The sequence below is a fragment of the Pedobacter sp. KBW06 genome, from assembly GCF_003852525.1.
In the GTDB taxonomy this organism is placed as follows: domain Bacteria; phylum Bacteroidota; class Bacteroidia; order Sphingobacteriales; family Sphingobacteriaceae; genus Pedobacter.
This window is the reverse complement of sequence record NZ_QAJL01000001.1, coordinates 1,608,562-1,625,210: the sequence shown is the minus strand read 5'-3', so window position 1 is coordinate 1,625,210 and position 16,649 is coordinate 1,608,562. Positions and strand designations below refer to the sequence as shown.

Genomic DNA, 16,649 nt, shown 5'->3' with positions numbered 1-16,649 from the left:
ATTTTTCAGACACCTTTTTGACGGTTTTAACTTACTGTACCGTAATGTCAAAAGGCATTCTTGCCTGTATTCCTGACTTGGAAATCGCAGCTTTGATCTGCTGATAAATCAGGTAATTGGCACCCAGTTCCTGTTTGGCATAATGGGTTTTTATTTTGTCTGTAGAGTTTTCAAGCAGGGAGCGGATCGGGTCCAGCATTTCCGGATATTCTACAATTCTGTATTCCTGGATCTTTGCTTTTTTTGCTGCTGCAGTGATGGCATCCTGGAAACTGCCTGTTCTGTCTGCCAGTCCGATTCTAACGGCATCCGTTCCAACCCATACACGTCCGCCTGCAATGCTGTCGATATAGGTTTTACTTTTCTTACGGCCATCAGCTACGCGGCTGATAAAGGCATCGTAAGTGCGGTTTACACCATTCTGAACGATCAGTCTTTCTCCCGGAGTCATCGGGCGGTTGACGCTCATGATGTCTGCATATTGTCCGGTTTTCACCCCATCGAAAGTAATGCCGAGTTCCTTATTCATCAGCTTCTGAAAGTTAGGGATCATCCCGAAAACACCGATTGAACCTGTAATGGTATTTGGCTGAACAAAGATAGAGTCGGCACCACAGGCAATATAATACCCTCCTGAAGCAGCCACATTACCAAATGAAGCAATCACAGGTTTTACCTTTTTCGTCAATACCACTTCTCTCCAGATCACGTCCGATGCCAATGCACTGCCACCTGGTGAGTTGACCCTTAAAACGATGGCTTTAATGTTCGTATCCGTTCTGGCTTTTCTGATCGCCCTGGAAATTCTTTCCGAGCCAATCTGATCGTTATTGCCTTCTCCGCCCATAATGTCGCCGTTGGCATAAATGATCGCAATCTTGGTTTTATTGGTATTTCCTTTACCGGACATGACTACATTTTTTGCGTAATCATTAATGGATACGGTAGAAAGGTTGCTTTTTTTATCTGTTCCGCTCAGGGATTTCAGTTCATCAAGGATTTCGTCTTTGTATTTTAAGCCATCCACCATTTTGTATTTTTCCGCATCTTTTGGCTGCTGAATTTTATACTGATCAGCGATCTTGAAAAGACTGTCCTTGTTGATGTTTCTGCTTTTGGAAATGTCGCCAAGGAAGGTTGCATATAAACCATTCAGGTAAGCGGTTACCTGTTCCCGGTTTTTATCACTCATTTTATCAGTGATAAAAGGCTCAACGGCACTTTTGTAGGTACCCACTCTGATGATTTGTGCTTCTATCCCTAATTTGTCCAGGGCACCTTTAAAGAAAACCAGTTGAGAGCTCAGTCCTTTAAATTCCAGGGCTCCCTCAGGGTTTAAATATACTTTATCTGCTGCCGAAGCCAGATAATACGCTCCCTGAGTATACACTTCGCTATAAGCAATGATTTTCTTTTTGCTGGTTTTAAAGTCGAGAAGTGCTTCTCTGATTTCTTTCATATTGGCAAATCCGGCATTCGGAGAAGTTACATTCAGGTAAATACATTTTATATTGTCGTCTGTTTTAGCTTCTTTCAGGGCTTTGATGATATCGGTAAAACCGATACTTTTTTGTCCTTCATCTCCTACAATTGGAAGATCGGATAGGGGATCATTGAAGGTGCGTTCTGTTACGGACTGATCCAGATTAAGGTAGAGTACGGTATTGCTGTCTACGACCACGCTTTTATCTTCACCTATGGAAGAAACGATGCCCACAATAAGAACAACAAAGAGAACGAGAAGCAAGCCTATGGACAATACTACGCCTACGACAGTTGCAAAAACATACTTAAAAAATTCTTTCATTTGACGGTTAAATATTTAATTTGTAAATATAGGTAAAAAAATGCCTGAGGCTTTTATATGCAGTTGGATAGTAAAAATGTTTATTTGTTACTGGGAAGTAATTTAGGGGATCGGGAAATGCTGCTGACAGAGGCGGTTGAACAAATTGAAAATAAGGTAGGTGCTGTGTTTTCCAGGTCTTCGGTTTATGAAACTGCCGCCTGGGGAAAGGCCGATCAGCCTTCGTTCCTGAACATGGCGGTAGGTGTAAATACGACTTTATCGCCACTGCAAGTATTGCAGGAAGTGTTGAGAATTGAAGCGGAGCTGGGGAGGATCCGAAAAGAGAAATGGGGTTCCCGCTTAATTGATATTGATGTAATCCTGTTTGCCGACCAGATTGTAAATCTTGGTGCCGAACTTCAAATCCCTCATCCTCAGATGCAATACAGAAGATTTGTTCTCGAACCATTAACGGAGATTGCAGGAGAAGTAATTCATCCCATTCTTAAGAAGACTGTATCAGAAATATTAGGTATCTTAGATGATAATTTAACTGTAACAAAAATTTAATTTATTAGTTTTGTTTGATGATCGACCCAATTAAAAATAACGAACCTCTGGATCTCTCGTACCTGAGGGATATGTCCGGAGATAGTGCTGAATTTATTATAGAAATGCTTGACCTGTTTAAGGCTCAGACTCCTGCCTATGTGGCGGACTTAGGAAAGGCCATTGCAGATAAGGATTGGGCAAGGGCGTCAAGCTGTGCACATAAAATAAAACCTACGTTTGCGTATGTGGGGCGTAATGATGCCAGAGAGCATATGCAAATGATGGAGCGGAATGCAAGAGAACTGACCCGTGTGGACGAGTTGCCAAAGGCCTTCAGGGAAGTCTGTGATTTCGTGGAAATTTTATATAAACAACTGGATCAGTCCAAGGCAGAACTGGAAAAACGGCTTTAAATTTTAGCCGTTTTTTGTTCTATGATGGATAACAGGATATAGAGCAGCAGAATCAGCGGGATCCCCGCAAACTTAAAGATCAGCAGTAATACAACTGCTGATAACATTAGAATATACCTGAATTTGTTTTCTGCAAAACCAAAGCTTTTAAACTTTAGTGCAATCAATGGAAGCTCGCTGATCAGCAGGTAACATACCAGAGGAATAAATGCCAGGTATAACACTACTGTAAGCGTCGAGCTGTCAAAATAAAAAGTGTCACTTTCGTAAATGAATGGTACGGAGGCAATTACTGCGGAAATTGCAGGCGTTGGAACGCCTATGAATTTATCAGTTTGACGCGTGTCAAGGTTGAATTTTGCGAGGCGGTAAGCCGAAAATACCGCTACAAAAAATGCGAGATAGGAAAGTATAGGGAATTCTGTATAACCGAAAAAGGACTTTGGAGCCATATGAAAGAGGATCACCGAAGGCAATACCCCAAAGCTCACCATATCTGCCAGGGAATCCAGTTCTTTACCCATAGGCCCGCTTACGTTCAGCAGGCGGGCGGCAAAGCCATCAAAAAAGTCGATGATCAGGGAAATAAGGATGCACAAAGCAGCAGACCTTAAATCCTGGTTAAAAGCGAAAACAATACCAATACATCCGGTGAACAGGTTCGCGGAAGTAATGGCATTGGGGATCTGTTTAATTATCATTTAAAAGCTTTTCTGATGAATTAGCTATTCATGGAAATTAAGAACTCTTCGTTGGTCTTCGTATTTCTGATTTGTTGCTGTACAAATTCCATCGCTTCCTGAGCATTCATGTCTGCAAGGTGGTTACGCAAGATCCAAACACGTTGTAACGTGTCTCTGTCGTGCAGTAAATCATCTCTACGTGTACTTGAAGCAGTGATGTCAATCGCAGGGAAGATCCGTTTGTTCGATAGTTTACGATCCAGTTGAAGCTCCATGTTACCGGTACCTTTAAATTCTTCAAAGATCACCTCATCCATTTTAGATCCTGTATCTGTTAAAGCAGTTGCAAGAATGGTTAAGGAACCACCTCTTTCGATGTTACGTGCCGCACCGAAGAAACGTTTAGGCTTGTGCAATGCATTTGCATCCACACCACCTGATAGTATTTTTCCTGAAGCAGGGGCAGTCGTATTGTAAGCTCTGGCTAATCTGGTAATGGAATCTAAAAGAATCACTACATCATGACCACATTCTACCAGACGTTTTGCTTTTTCAAGTACAATGTTGGCAATCTTTACATGTCTTTCTGCCGGCTCATCAAAAGTAGAAGCAATTACTTCTGCTCTTACGCTTCTTGCCATATCTGTTACCTCTTCCGGACGCTCATCAATCAATAGAATGATCAGGTAAACTTCAGGGTGATTTTTGGCAATGGCATTGGCTACTTCTTTTAATAAATTCGTTTTACCGGTTTTAGGCTGTGCCACAATCAGACCACGTTGTCCTTTACCTATTGGGGTAAATAGATCGATAATCCTGGTCGAGTAGTTATTGCTTTCTGTGAAAAGATTTAACCTTTCAGTTGGGAACAAAGGCGTCAGGTAGTCAAAAGGAACACGGTCCCTTACATCAGCAGGTAAACGTCCGTTGATGGTTTCTACCCTTACCAATGGGAAATATTTTTCACCTTCTTTCGGAGGTCTGATGCTTCCTTTTACTGTATCACCGGTTTTTAAACCAAATAATTTGATTTGTGACTGAGACACATAAATATCATCCGGTGAAGACAGGTAATTGTAATCAGCAGACCTTAAAAAGCCATATCCGTCTGGCATGATCTCTAATACCCCTTCATTGGTGATGGTATTGTCGAAATCCAGGTTGGAGTAGCTGTTTTCGTTTTGTTTTTGATTTCCACCGTTGTTATTTCCGGTGTTGTTGTTATTGTTATTCGGGTTTTTAGGAGCCCTGTTTTCGTCTCTTACGGGACGGTGTTTTTTGATCTCCGGTGCCGGAGCAGCAACAGCTTCTTCTTTCGGTTCAGAAAGGACTTCTGTAGCAGTTTCCGGAGCTTCTGCCACCACTTTGGCTTGAGCCGATATTTTTTTCTCTTCTTTAGCAGGTGCTGCCTGAGCTGGCTGATCGTCAAATAATGATGCCCTGTTAAAGTTGTTGTTCTTGCTTTCTTCTTCCTCTTTAGGCGTTATTCTGATCCTTTTTCTGGTTGTTTTTTCAGCAGCATTTTCCTTTACAGCTTTTGTTTTTGTCACTTTTGCAGGCACTTCGCCTTCAATGGATTCAACACTTTGCTGCTGTTCGGTGATTTGAGCGATAATTTCAACCAGTTCAGCTTTACGCAACTCATCAGCATTTAGGATACCTTGAGTTTTAGCAATCTCACGCAATTCGGCGGTGAGTTTTTCATTTAATTCTGTTTTATTAAACATTATATAGGTGTAGAGAATTTTTTAAAAAAAAGTATTTATCCAATGAACAGAGCAAAAAATGCGTTTATAAAAGATGGTATGGAACAAAATTTTATTGAGATTTTCTGGAATGGTCAGATAAACTTTAGGGAATTACGCTACAATTGTATGTATTTGTAAATTAATCTCCAAGGAAAAGTTAAAAATGTTTATAAAAATTACATTTAAAAGTTTAAAAAGAAGCCTTATATCAAGCTGAAATTTGGCATCTTTGCACACAAAATTACCCATAGATGAATAAAAAACAGCTATTTGAGCAGATTCAATTAAAAAAATCTTTTTTGTGTGTTGGCTTGGATCCAGTATTGGAGAATATCCCTAAACACCTCTTAAAATATGAAAATCCGGTTTTAGAATTTAATAAGCAGATCATTGATGCAACTAAAGATCTATGTGTGGCTTATAAACCTAACACTGCTTTCTTTGAATCTATGGGATTGAAAGGATGGGAAACACTGATCAAAACCTGGCAATATATTCCTAAAGATATCTTTACCATTGCGGATGCAAAAAGGGGAGATATCGGAAATACTTCGGCCATGTATGCTGATGCTTTTTTCAATGAAGCGAAGTCTGATATGAGTTTTGATGCGATTACGGTTGCACCATATATGGGCAAAGATTCAGTAGGGCCCTTCCTCAACCATAAAGATAAATGGGTGATCCTGCTGGCGCTGACCTCTAATGCAGGTCATAGTGATTTCCAGCTGCACCAGACTCCTGAAGGAAAACTGTATGAAGAAGTGATCCGTATTTCTTCCCAATGGGCAGATAGTGAGCAACTGATGTATGTAGTTGGAGCAACACGGGGAGCGGAATTTGAAAACATCAGAAGGCTGGCTCCGGATAATTTCCTGTTGGTGCCAGGTGTTGGTGCACAGGGAGGAAGTCTTGCAGATGTTTGCGAATATGGACTGAATAAGGAATGCGGACTATTGGTGAATTCAGCAAGAGGAATCATCTACGCCAGTAATGGAGAAGATTTTGCCGAACGCGCCAGAGCAGAGGCACTTAAATTACAACAGGAGATGGAGCAGATTTTAGCATCTGCGAAATTGATATGACCCAAAAAACCGATTTAAAGCTTATTGGTGCGTTATTAGTCGTTGCCATTGTCTGGGGAACGACTTATCTTGGAATCAGGGTGGCAGTGGAAACCATTCCACCCTGGTTTGTAGCTGCCATGCGGCAAACCATTGCTTCCCTTATTTTACTGGTCATTTTGATCCGGAAAAAGGAACTGGTCTGGAAAGGCTGGCCTTATTTCAGGCGTCAAATGATCTTGTCTACATTGATGATTGTGATGGCAAACGGGATGACTACCGTAGCCGAACAAACCATTCCCAGTGGATTAACCTCATTGCTAAATGCATTAAACCCCTTGTTTGTGTTTATTGCCTGCGTATTGGTTGGCCTGCAGAAACCTTCCTGGAAAGGGTTTTTAGGCGTGATAATTGGCTTTCTGGGGGTCGCTTTTATTTTTAGAGAAGGGATCAGCGAATTGCTGGACCCGAATTATAAAACAGGAATCATGTTCCTTTGCTTTGCCATCAGTGGATGGACCATCGGTACAGTTTACGTAAAAAAGAACAACCATAAATCAGATCATATCTTCCTGGATCTGTTTTACCAGTTTGTCTTCTCTGCAGTGGTTCAATTTATTCTGGCTTTCCTGTTTTCCGACAGCATTGCACTGGAGAACTGGACCGGACGTAGTCTGATGGCGGTGACCTATCTCGCTGTTTTTGGCTCAGTGTTTACCTTTTTCTGCTACCATTATGCCTTGAAAAGAGTAACGGCGACAGAGGTTTCGATCTTAACCTATTTTAACACCGTGATCGCTTTGTTCCTGGGATGGCTGATTCTTGATGAGGTGATCACAATTGACATTCTGATTGCTACGGTGCTGATTATCCTCGGCGTATTTATTACAAATTACAAAAGACAAAAAGTGTAGCTCATTTTGTGATAATTTAATTCTTTATAGTTAAATTAGGCTCAATGAGCTTTTCCGAAAATTTCCTACATTTTATCTGGCAATTCAGGCTATACAAGACATTAGACTTGTTTTGTATCGCAGGAGAGCCTTTGCGGATATTGAATCCGGGTATGTACAATAAAAATGCAGGACCTGACTTTAACTATGCCAAACTATCAATAGGGGAGATAACCTGGGTTGGCGATATAGAAATTCATATCAAATCTTCGGATTGGTTTCTGCACGGCCATCAGGATGATCCGGCTTACGATGCGGTGATTTTGCATGTGGTTTATCAATATGACCGACCAATTTACAGAAAGGACGGCAGTCAGATTCCGGTACTTATTCTGGAACACCTGCTTCCGGAACATCTTTTGGTTCATTATCATCAACTGATGAATGTAGTCAGCCGCTTTCCTTGTGAAAAACAAATCCGGGAAGTAGAGCCCTTAATTGTCAATGGATTTTTATCAAGGATGATGGTGGAACGCCTGGAACAGAAATCGGCATTGGTACTGGACAAATTAATCCGGTTAAGGGGCGATTGGGAGTGTACTTTTTATCATTTTATGGCCAAAAGCTTTGGATTTAAGGTCAACGAAATCCCTTTCGAGCTCCTTGCAGACGCGCTGCCGCTTCAGATTCTCAGAAAACACCTGGATAATGCATTGCAAGTAGAAGCGCTGATTTTTGGACAGGCGGGATTTTTGTCGGGATCTTTCAAAGATGAATATCCCCGGAAACTAAAAAAAGAATACCTTTTCCTGCAAAAGAAATACGCGTTGAAGCCGATCGGGTTAGGTGCCTGGCGCTTTCTAAGAATGCGGCCGCAGAACTTTCCTACACTTAGACTGGCGCAATTCTGTGGGCTTATGGTGATTTCTGATCGTTTATTTTCGAGGGTACTGGAGATCAGGGAGCTACCGGATCTGGTTAAGCATTTGGAAAAACTCCCGGTTAATCCTTACTGGCTTAACCATTATCATTTCCAGAAAGAGACGGAAAAAGTGAAATTGCAGCTGGGAAAAAGATCTGTCTATCATTTGATTATTAATGTCATTTCTCTTTTTCTGTTTTCTTACGGTAAGTATGCGGATCAGCCGCAACTGGTCAGTCGGGCCATAAAATTTTTAGAGCAGATACCTGCAGAAAATAATGTAATTATCGGCTGGTACAGAGATTCAGGCCTTATCGTTGAAAGTGCTTTTTTTTCTCAGGCACTGCTCCAATTAAATAAATACTATTGTGCTCAAAAAAAATGCTTAAATTGTGGTATCGGAATTAAGATATTAAACAAATAACATGTTCCAGCGAATCATTACATTTTTTGAAAAACAGAGTTTTGGGGTTTGTACCTACCTGGCAGAGCGGCTCGATATGTCGATCAGCAAAATCAGGTTGTTTTTTATATACTCTTCGTTTTTAGCAGTAGGCTTTCCCATCATATTTTATATCCTTGCCGCACTGGTTCTTGATGTGAGGCACTACATAAAAAAAATCAGGTTGCGTTTCTGGGATGCCGATTAAATTTTAAGAATAGCCGCAATTTCCGCAAAACCCTTTTCTTCCGCAAGGTCTGCAGGGAGTTTTCCGCCTTCCATTCGTACGTTTAAATCGGCCGCATATTCCAGTAACAGCACGATCAGCTCTATATTACCAGTTTGTGCAGCTGCATGTAAGGCTGTAAAACCGGCTTGTTGCTTCACGTTTACTTCGGCCCCTGCTTCCAATAGCATTTTGGTAATGTTGTAACTTCTGGCTGCAACAGCAGAATGAATCGGGAATACATTAAATCCATTATTGGCTGCCGTATTTACGGAAGCGCCTTTTGAAATGAGTAATCTGCTGATCTCTTCATGACCAAAATAGGCCGCTAATCCAAGAGGGGTAAAGCCATCTCTGGAGAAAGAATTGATTAGTTCCGGATTCTCGTTAATCAGGTCAGCCGTTTCTTGAAATTTGCCTAAGGCGCAGGCTTCAAAAATGGTAATGTGCTTGGAAAAACCAGCAATTAAGCCAGCGATGACCGGTTTTTTATAATAACAGGCCAATAAAACAGGAGATACCCCATGACTGGTTTCTTTTGTTGTCAATTCAGGATGTCTGCTTAACAAGTCTGAAATTTCTTGTTTCTTATCTGTTTCTATTAATGTTTCAAGCTGAGAGATGTCCATTGTTAGGTTTAGATGTCTTAAAATACAGAAATAAAATAACAAATTTAAAATGATATGAGGGCAAAAAAAATCCCGTCAGATAAAAATATCTGGCGGGAGTACCTTAAAACAAAACTTATTTCTAATTAAAACTCAAACGCTATGTATATGACTACAATGGTTTTATAAGGTTTAACCGGGATGTGAAAATAAATTTGTGTATCTATTTATGCAGGCAATAAAAATTGTTTAATATGTTCAGGTTTAAATGTATTTATAATAACTTAGTACATACAACTATATGTTTTATATTTGTTGATTATAATATTAGTCGCGAAAAATGTCGGTAAGGGGAAATCAATTCAGGTCAAATTCATTTAAAAACGAGTCCGGGGAGAAGGAAAGTTCAAAGTCATCAGCAGCCGGACCAGCCAGAGAGAGATTTAACATTATGCCGCGTCTTGATTTTCAGAATGGCAGGCTGTTCAAGATCATTGGGTTGGTATTTGTCATCATGGCCTTATATTTTCTGATCGCCTTTACTTCCTACCTTTTTACCTGGCAGGAAGACCATAGTTATGTGATTGATGCGAATGGGGGATGGGGCAATCTTTTTAAAACATACGAAGAACTTCAACAGGTCAATATTACTCCGGTAGTGTCTAACTGGCTGGGTAAAATAGGTGCTTTGCTTTCTCATCAGTTCATTTATGAGTGGTTTGGATTAGCTTCCTTCTTATTCATTTTTGTATTCTTTGTAATTGGTTACCGCTTGTTGTTCAAGGTGAAGATATTCTCCATTGAAAAAACCTTAGGCTATAGCTTATTCTTTTTGCTATTTATCTCTTTGACGCTTGGTTTTGCACATTCCTTTATCAGTGATGCACCACATTTCATGGAAGGGGAATTCGGGTTCTGGACCAATAAGTTGCTGACCGCCCAGATTGGTAAGGCCGGAGTAGCAGGGTTAATTGTATTTCTGGGACTTTCTATCCTTATCATTGCCTATAATATTGATTTTAAATTACCACAAAGGAAAAAGGAAGAAGCTTTCATCCCAGATGTTCCTGAAGATGTAGAAATAGAAAATGAAATTCGTTCCGAACCGGTTGAGTTTACAGTAAACGAACGCCTGGCCAGAGACCGGAAGAAGGAGCAAAACATAGTCCTGAATCCTTCTCCAAGATTCGAAGATAGACAGGAACGTGAGTTGGAAAAAGAAATCATTCCTGAAGTTGTGCCGGTAGCACCTCCGGTTAACGTAATGAATGTTACTCCCCCTCCTGCAGTCGTAGTTCCACCTGCTCCCGTGGCCGTTTCTCTTCCAATGGAGATTACGCCAGTGCAGGAAGAAGAACCTGAACTGGAACTGGTGATTGAGAAATCGGAAGAGGAGATTAAATCCGATGAGTTGGTTGAACAGTTCGGGAATTACGATCCGACACTTGACCTTTCCAGCTATAAGTATCCGACACTGGACTTGTTAGAGAACTACGGCTCTAATAAAATCTCCGTAAATGCGGATGAGCTGGAAGCGAACAAGAATAAAATTGTAGAGACCCTGAATCACTACAATATAGAAATTGATAAAATTAAAGCGACGATAGGGCCGACGGTTACCTTATATGAGATCATTCCTGCTCCGGGAGTAAGGATTTCGAAAATTAAGAACCTTGAAGATGATATTGCCTTAAGTTTAGCGGCATTGGGAATCAGGATTATTGCGCCGATGCCAGGAAAAGGAACGATCGGTATTGAGGTGCCTAACCTGCATCCCGAAATGGTTTCTATGCGCAGCATCCTTGCAACAGAGAAATTCCAGACCACAACAATGGACCTACCGATTGCGATGGGTAAAACAATTTCCAATGAAGTTTATATCGGAGATTTGTCGAAAATGCCCCATTTATTGGTGGCGGGGGCTACAGGGCAAGGTAAATCGGTGGGGATTAACTCTATTCTGGTTTCCCTGCTTTATAAGAAACACCCTTCACAACTGAAATTTGTTTTGGTCGATCCTAAAAAGGTTGAGTTAACGCTATTTAATAAAATCGAGCGTCACTTCCTGGCCAAACTGCCGGGAGAAGCAGATGCGATCATTACAGATACCAAGAAAGTAATCAATACCTTAAACTCTCTTTGTATTGAAATGGATCAGCGTTATGATCTGTTAAAAGATGCGCAGGTGAGAAACCTGAAAGAGTACAATGAGAAGTTTATCAAGAGAAAACTAAACCCAAACAATTCGCATAGATTCCTTCCATATATTGTATTGATTGTGGACGAGTTTGCCGATTTAATGATGACTGCAGGTAAGGAAGTGGAAACACCAATTGCCCGTTTGGCACAGTTGGCGCGTGCTGTGGGGATTCACCTGGTACTGGCAACGCAAAGGCCTTCAGTGAACATTATTACCGGTACGATTAAAGCCAACTTCCCGGCCAGGCTTGCCTTCAGGGTATTGTCGAAAATTGACTCCAGAACGATCCTTGATAGTGGAGGTGCTGATCAGCTGATTGGTAGGGGAGATATGTTATTGTCGACCGGAAATGACCTGATCAGGTTGCAGTGTGCTTTCGTTGATACACCTGAAGTAGACCGTATTTCCGAATTTATCGGTAACCAAAGGGGCTATCCTGAGGCTTATCAGCTTCCTGAATACATTGATGAAGCTGCAGAATCTGCGAAAATGGACTTCGATCCACATGATCGTGATGCGATGTTTGAGGATGCTGCGCGTTTAATTGTGATGCATCAGCAGGGTTCTACTTCTTTGATCCAGAGGAAGTTGAAGTTGGGTTACAATAGAGCAGGAAGAATCATCGATCAGCTGGAAGCTGCAGGTGTAGTAGGCCCGTTTGAAGGTAGTAAAGCCAGGGAAGTACTCATTCCTGATGATTATGCTTTGGAACAGTTCTTGAATAATCTCAATAACGATTAACACGTAATTAGAGAAAAAGATGAAAAAGATAGTATTGTCATTGTTGGTTGCAGCAGGTTTTGTAAGTGCGTCTTATGCACAGACAGATGCTAAAGCCAAAGCCATATTAGCCGATGTAAGTAAGAAGTATCGTTCCTATGATGTTGTGAAAACAGATTTTACTTTTATTTTAGATAATCCGCAGGCAAAGATTAAAGAAACCCAGCAGGGAACCCTGATTGTAAAAGCGACAACAAACAAGTATCGGGTGACCATGACTAACCAGGAACTGATTAGTGATGGCAAAAGCCAATGGACTTATTTGAAAGAAGATAAAGAAGTTCAGGTTACCAATGCAGATAACAATGGAGACGCTTTAAATCCTGCCAAGATATTTACGGTTTATGAAAAGGGATTTAAATATACGTATACCGGTGAGTCTAAAGTGGGAGGAAAGGTTTATCAAATGATTGACCTGGCACCGATAGATGTCACTAAATCCTATTTTAAAATTCGTCTGGGTATCGATAAAACGGCAAAACAGATTGGAAGTGTGGTGATTTTTGATAAAAGCGGAAATAAGTATACCTACAACGTGAAAAAGATAATTCCTAACGTTAAAGTACCTGAAAGTACCTTTGCTTTTGATACTAAGAAGTATCCGGGAGTAGAAGTTGTGGACTTAAGATAATCGGATAACGATTAAAATTTTAAAAAGGGTTTAAGCAATTTGTTTAAACCCTTTTTTTGTTATTTTTGACAATATGGTCCCAACTCATTTATTTTGAAAGTTACATTTTTAGGAACAGGCACTTCCCAGGGCATTCCTGTGATCACTTGCAATTGTGTGGTTTGCCAGTCTGCAGATCATCGGAACAAGCGTTTAAGGGTTTCAGTTTTGCTCGAAATGGGAGATAAGACGATCGTGATTGATAGTGGTCCTGATTTCAGGTACCAGATGTTGCGGGCAAATGTAAAAGACCTGGATGCCATCTTATATACCCACGAACATAAGGATCATGTGGCTGGTTTAGATGACATCAGGCCCTTTAATTATCTGCTGAAGAAGAACATTGACATCTATGCAACGGAGCGTGTTCAGCAGGCGCTAAGACGGGAGTTTTCTTATATTTTCGCGGAGGTGCATTATCCCGGATTACCGCAAATTGATATGCACACCATTTCTGATGAAGTTTTTAAGATTGGAAAGACGGAGATCATTCCGCTGAATATCATGCATTACAAATTGCCGATATTGGGTTTCAGGGTACATGATTTTACTTATATCACGGATGCAAAGACAATTTCTGAAGAGACGATCGCTAAAGTCAGAGGGACGAAGGTTTTGGTGATCAATGCTTTACAGCATGAAGAGCATATTTCTCATTTTACTTTGCAGGAAGCCGTTGATTTTGCAAAGAAGATCGGAGCAGAGATGACTTACCTGACGCATATCAGTCATAACTTAGGCCTTCATGAAGAGGTGGAAAAAGAATTACCGGAAAATATAAAATTAGCTTACGATGGTTTGAGTATATTCTGCGAATAAATATATATTTGCAGAACAAATACCCAGGTGGCGAAATTGGTAGACGCACCAGCTTGAGGGGCTGGCGCCGGCAACGGTGTGGGAGTTCGAATCTCCTCTTGGGTACATATTTTATAAAACAGCCTGTAAATAAATGATTTACAGGCTGTTTTTTTGTGATCTTCACTGTCTTCTTTTTGTCTATTCTTTAGCAATTAAAACAGCGGGATCGTTTTATTATGGAGTATAAGGTGGCCAGCAATTGCCTGAACTTGCCGGCGGGTTGGTTGAACAACCGCTTAGGCCACTATAGCTGGAAATAATGCAGTTTGTTTTAGCAAGGTTATCGTCATACATTACTGATCCATTCGCACCACGAATATAGACGTTTCCGTAGGCCAGTGCCGTTGATGTTACATTTGCCGAGGACACGCATGTTGCGTCTTTAACCTTATTTAGCCAGGTGTTTAACGGAACGGGGCCAGAGAATAAAGAAGGATCCAGTATGCTTAGTTCAACAGCTCCCGCAGCATTTTTGAAACGAACAAGCGGGGCAACATGATAAGACCATTGCACGCAGCAGCCACTTGGAGTTCTTGCTGCAAGGTTTGAGCCATAAACGAATTGTTTGGCGCATTCGTAGCCATTAGCGATGATGATCTGTCTCATTTTATGTGCTCTGGCATAACATCCGTCTACAGCATAAGAAAATGGGATAGAAGAAGTGTTGACTGCTGCAAAAAGACTGTTCAATGCCGCCTGACTTGGAATGATGGGAAGCGTTTCTTTAGTTACAGGAGTGGCGGAACCCGATATTGATTTTTTATATTGTTCTGTTCCGGCTTTGCTGGCAGCAGCGACTTCTGCAATCTCTGTTGTTCCTTCATAAACATGTACCAATACCGGTACTTCGTTTTCTAATGCTGATTGAAGTGATTTAAGGTATTCAGTGCTGTTTTTAGCGTTCATATCTAAAGTAAACACTCGTGCAGATTGCATAAAGCCGACTTTTGCAATGCCGTCCTTTGGAGCTTCTACCATTTGAGGGGCAAATTCTCCTAATGCGACTTTATTTTGTTTGTTTTCTTTTAACGGATCGGGATGATTTCCCTTATTACAGGCAAAAAATAGAAATAATGGGAGAGCGAATACTAAGGATAGTATCCATTTGTTAATTTTCATAATAGGTTCTGATTAAGTGGTTTGATTGATTTTGAATTGTAACTATCAAACTAAATTGAGCGCGCGTGTTTAGCCAATGTATTGCTTATCTCATAATTGCCTCCTTAGCTAGAATATTGATTTTTTAAATGCTTTAACGATTTCAGCCGGTGCCTTTTGCAATTCGGCGATTTCAGTTGAATTTTCAAATACATATACTTTTAAAGGCAGGTTATCTTTTAAGGCAAGCTTTAACAGGTCTATATACTTATGTGCTTTTGGGATTTTCAAATTTAGTGTGAAAGGACGGGCGGATTGTAGAAAGCCAACCATTACGACTCCTGCTTTGGGGTCATCCACCTTTTGCGGTGAATAATAGCCAAGGAAGATGATTTTTTTTCCCTGATTGGCATCAGGAATGCTCCTTGTTTCTTTGCAGGAAAAGGACAGTAGGGTGATCAATCCGATCAGACCTAAAACAATTTTTGAAAATGTACGCATAAGCTTTTCTAATTTAGTATGAATTGCCGGGATGGAAATTAGTGCTCAACCACATAAATACTCTTTGTCTTATATCCCCGAGTTTATGCGTTTTAAAGGTTGTACACGTTGTTTCTTTGGATTATGACCATAGGCATTAATTTAAGTTATTTATTGTGTTAAGGAAATAGCTTGTTCCATCCGGCTTTTGTGCCCCAGCCCAGATTACTGTAATAGCTTTTATAAGGATCATTGGCCTCCGGAAGATAGATGCTCAACCCACAAAATTCCCTGATGGGAATCCCCAGGAACCCTTCAGTATTCCCTTTGAAAATGACAGCTTTTTCAATCTGTTTTTTCAAACGGTCATATTCGGTTGGCTCGTAATTGTTTTTTAAATAGCTAAGGAAGTCGTAAGCCGGAACGCCCGAACCATTCTCAAAATCCAGGTGCTGAATCTTTGCTTTATTAAAAGGTATTTTTGGGATTTTTTGTGATAATAATAAGTTGGATTCATGGGCAATGGAATCCATCAGCTTTGTATCAATTAAAGAAATTGTAGCGGATGAATGCAATCCTTCCATGGACCGGTAAAAACTGATGAATTTTTGTGCAACCATATTCAGGCCATCCCGCCCTTCGAAAAGGTGATTTGTAATTTGATCGTAAGGAAAGCTGGTACTCAGCACTTCCGCAGGAGAGGCTAAAATGTATTTTGCTTTTTCTTTGAGCTCAAAGCAAACCTCCATGCTTGCCATTGAGCATGCGTCGAACATCAGGTACTCGAGATCGTCTGGTAAAGCTTTGTTTAAATCTCTGATGTCCATCTCATTTTCATCATCAGATCCAAAAGATTCTGTACTTATCCTCTTATTTGCAGGCGGAGCCCAGGAAGTTGCATGAGACCAGAGAATTAGCCCATAAGAATTTGCTGGATATAATGCCCTGGAATCGGCAATAACTCTTTGAAAAAAGACAGGATCTGAGGAGTTCTCATTTTTGTATGTTTTTAAGGTATCACTGACGATCCGATTGGCTGTACTGTGTTTAATTTTCAGTAAATAAGAATTTTGAGAAGAGGTTTTTGCAAAGACCAATAATGTCCCTCCATTGGTTTTAGTTAAGCCTGCCTGCATTTTTTTGATGCTGTTTATGGCTTCGTTTTGAAGGTTATTGTTTGCCGCGATATATACCAATATCATTTTATTCGAAATTTCAGGACT

At 40.6% G+C, this 16,649-nt stretch carries 16 protein-coding genes and 1 tRNA gene; 10 read left to right on the top strand and 7 right to left on the bottom strand.

Annotated features, from left to right (window positions below; genetic code table 11):
* Positions 1-31: 31 nt before the first annotated feature.
* Entirely contained in the window at positions 32-1,807 is a 1,776-nt protein-coding gene (sppA, locus tag DBR43_RS06470; RefSeq protein ID WP_124579013.1) for a signal peptide peptidase SppA, read from the bottom strand.
* A gap of 57 nt (positions 1,808-1,864) precedes the next feature.
* On the opposite strand from sppA, the gene folK reads away from it, so the two are divergent.
* Together folK and DBR43_RS06460 are read left to right on the top strand one after the other, a co-directional pair.
* Entirely contained in the window at positions 1,865-2,359 is a 495-nt protein-coding gene (folK, locus tag DBR43_RS06465; RefSeq protein ID WP_124579011.1) for a 2-amino-4-hydroxy-6-hydroxymethyldihydropteridine diphosphokinase, read from the top strand.
* 17 nt (positions 2,360-2,376) lie between these two features.
* Entirely contained in the window at positions 2,377-2,754 is a 378-nt protein-coding gene (locus DBR43_RS06460; protein ID WP_124579009.1) for an Hpt domain-containing protein, read from the top strand.
* On the opposite strand, the gene pssA is transcribed toward DBR43_RS06460, so the two are convergent.
* Positions 2,751-3,455 carry a CDP-diacylglycerol--serine O-phosphatidyltransferase gene (gene pssA, locus DBR43_RS06455; RefSeq protein ID WP_124579007.1) on the bottom strand — a complete coding sequence of 235 codons (705 nt, stop codon included), beginning with the start codon at positions 3,453-3,455 and terminating at the stop codon, positions 2,751-2,753. The two genes, DBR43_RS06460 and pssA, sit on opposite strands and share 4 nt — an antisense overlap.
* A 20-nt stretch (positions 3,456-3,475) precedes the next feature.
* Positions 3,476-5,164 carry a transcription termination factor Rho gene (gene rho, locus DBR43_RS06450; protein WP_124579005.1) on the bottom strand — a complete coding sequence of 563 codons (1,689 nt, stop codon included), beginning with the start codon at positions 5,162-5,164 and terminating at the stop codon, positions 3,476-3,478.
* 272 nt (positions 5,165-5,436) lie between these two features.
* Between rho and pyrF the strand changes: the two genes are divergently transcribed.
* Genes pyrF through DBR43_RS06430 form a run of 4 tightly spaced genes read left to right on the top strand, consistent with a single transcriptional unit; the run spans position 5,437 to position 8,711 of the window.
* Positions 5,437-6,267, top strand: coding sequence for an orotidine-5'-phosphate decarboxylase (gene pyrF / locus DBR43_RS06445; RefSeq protein ID WP_124579003.1), 831 nt, complete (start codon positions 5,437-5,439; stop codon positions 6,265-6,267).
* A complete protein-coding gene (locus DBR43_RS06440; RefSeq protein ID WP_124579000.1) occupies positions 6,264-7,160 on the top strand; it encodes a DMT family transporter in 897 nt (298 codons plus the stop codon). The genes pyrF and DBR43_RS06440 overlap by 4 nt, the downstream gene beginning before the upstream one ends.
* Before the next feature lie 44 nt (positions 7,161-7,204).
* Positions 7,205-8,485 carry a DUF2851 family protein gene (locus DBR43_RS06435; RefSeq protein WP_124578998.1) on the top strand — a complete coding sequence of 427 codons (1,281 nt, stop codon included), beginning with the start codon at positions 7,205-7,207 and terminating at the stop codon, positions 8,483-8,485.
* 1 nt (position 8,486) lies between these two features.
* Entirely contained in the window at positions 8,487-8,711 is a 225-nt protein-coding gene (locus DBR43_RS06430; RefSeq protein WP_074604959.1) for a PspC domain-containing protein, read from the top strand.
* Here DBR43_RS06430 and DBR43_RS06425 read toward each other — a convergent pair.
* Positions 8,708-9,358: an ankyrin repeat domain-containing protein gene (locus tag DBR43_RS06425; protein ID WP_124578996.1), complete on the bottom strand. Its 651-nt coding sequence runs from the start codon at positions 9,356-9,358 to the stop codon at positions 8,708-8,710. The genes DBR43_RS06430 and DBR43_RS06425 overlap by 4 nt on opposite strands.
* A 430-nt stretch (positions 9,359-9,788) precedes the next feature.
* Between DBR43_RS06425 and DBR43_RS06420 the strand changes: the two genes are divergently transcribed.
* The 4 genes from DBR43_RS06420 to DBR43_RS06405 all read left to right on the top strand — a co-directional run bounded on the left by DBR43_RS06420 (position 9,789) and on the right by DBR43_RS06405 (position 13,911).
* Entirely contained in the window at positions 9,789-12,278 is a 2,490-nt protein-coding gene (locus tag DBR43_RS06420; protein ID WP_233602889.1) for an FtsK/SpoIIIE family DNA translocase, read from the top strand.
* A gap of 19 nt (positions 12,279-12,297) precedes the next feature.
* Entirely contained in the window at positions 12,298-12,948 is a 651-nt protein-coding gene (locus DBR43_RS06415) for a LolA family protein (protein WP_124578991.1), read from the top strand.
* A 93-nt stretch (positions 12,949-13,041) separates the two neighbouring features.
* Complete coding sequence (locus DBR43_RS06410; protein WP_124578989.1) at positions 13,042-13,806, top strand: MBL fold metallo-hydrolase; 765 nt, start codon at positions 13,042-13,044, stop codon at positions 13,804-13,806.
* A 21-nt stretch (positions 13,807-13,827) separates the two neighbouring features.
* Positions 13,828-13,911 (top strand) — tRNA-Leu (locus DBR43_RS06405).
* 111 nt (positions 13,912-14,022) lie between these two features.
* On the opposite strand, the gene DBR43_RS06400 is transcribed toward DBR43_RS06405, so the two are convergent.
* The 3 genes from DBR43_RS06400 to DBR43_RS06390 form a co-directional block, all read right to left on the bottom strand.
* Positions 14,023-14,967: a protein-glutamine glutaminase family protein gene (locus DBR43_RS06400; protein ID WP_124578987.1), complete on the bottom strand. Its 945-nt coding sequence runs from the start codon at positions 14,965-14,967 to the stop codon at positions 14,023-14,025.
* A 108-nt stretch (positions 14,968-15,075) separates the two neighbouring features.
* Positions 15,076-15,447 (bottom strand): hypothetical protein, encoded by a 372-nt coding sequence (locus DBR43_RS06395; RefSeq protein WP_124578985.1) that lies wholly within the window; start codon positions 15,445-15,447, stop codon positions 15,076-15,078.
* A gap of 158 nt (positions 15,448-15,605) precedes the next feature.
* The gene (locus tag DBR43_RS06390; RefSeq protein ID WP_158622449.1) at positions 15,606-16,628 is read right to left on the bottom strand and encodes a clostripain-related cysteine peptidase; all 1,023 of its coding nucleotides are present in this window, start codon (positions 16,626-16,628) and stop codon (positions 15,606-15,608) included.
* Positions 16,629-16,649: the final 21 nt, after the last annotated feature.

What these genes read in the sequence shown, in the direction of transcription:
- sppA (WP_124579013.1), bottom strand. Translation starts at nt 1,807, where the DNA reads ATGAAAGAATTTTTTAAGTATGTTTTTGCAACTGTCGTAGGCGTAGTA.
- folK (WP_124579011.1), top strand. Translation starts at nt 1,865, where the DNA reads ATGCAGTTGGATAGTAAAAATGTTTATTTGTTACTGGGAAGTAATTTA.
- DBR43_RS06460 (WP_124579009.1), top strand. Translation starts at nt 2,377, where the DNA reads ATGATCGACCCAATTAAAAATAACGAACCTCTGGATCTCTCGTACCTG.
- pssA (WP_124579007.1), bottom strand. Translation starts at nt 3,455, where the DNA reads ATGATAATTAAACAGATCCCCAATGCCATTACTTCCGCGAACCTGTTC.
- rho (WP_124579005.1), bottom strand. Translation starts at nt 5,164, where the DNA reads ATGTTTAATAAAACAGAATTAAATGAAAAACTCACCGCCGAATTGCGT.
- pyrF (WP_124579003.1), top strand. Translation starts at nt 5,437, where the DNA reads ATGAATAAAAAACAGCTATTTGAGCAGATTCAATTAAAAAAATCTTTT.
- DBR43_RS06440 (WP_124579000.1), top strand. Translation starts at nt 6,264, where the DNA reads ATGACCCAAAAAACCGATTTAAAGCTTATTGGTGCGTTATTAGTCGTT.
- DBR43_RS06435 (WP_124578998.1), top strand. Translation starts at nt 7,205, where the DNA reads ATGAGCTTTTCCGAAAATTTCCTACATTTTATCTGGCAATTCAGGCTA.
- DBR43_RS06430 (WP_074604959.1), top strand. Translation starts at nt 8,487, where the DNA reads ATGTTCCAGCGAATCATTACATTTTTTGAAAAACAGAGTTTTGGGGTT.
- DBR43_RS06425 (WP_124578996.1), bottom strand. Translation starts at nt 9,358, where the DNA reads ATGGACATCTCTCAGCTTGAAACATTAATAGAAACAGATAAGAAACAA.
- DBR43_RS06420 (WP_233602889.1), top strand. Translation starts at nt 9,789, where the DNA reads ATGCCGCGTCTTGATTTTCAGAATGGCAGGCTGTTCAAGATCATTGGG.
- DBR43_RS06415 (WP_124578991.1), top strand. Translation starts at nt 12,298, where the DNA reads ATGAAAAAGATAGTATTGTCATTGTTGGTTGCAGCAGGTTTTGTAAGT.
- DBR43_RS06400 (WP_124578987.1), bottom strand. Translation starts at nt 14,967, where the DNA reads ATGAAAATTAACAAATGGATACTATCCTTAGTATTCGCTCTCCCATTA.
- DBR43_RS06395 (WP_124578985.1), bottom strand. Translation starts at nt 15,447, where the DNA reads ATGCGTACATTTTCAAAAATTGTTTTAGGTCTGATCGGATTGATCACC.
- DBR43_RS06390 (WP_158622449.1), bottom strand. Translation starts at nt 16,628, where the DNA reads ATGATATTGGTATATATCGCGGCAAACAATAACCTTCAAAACGAAGCC.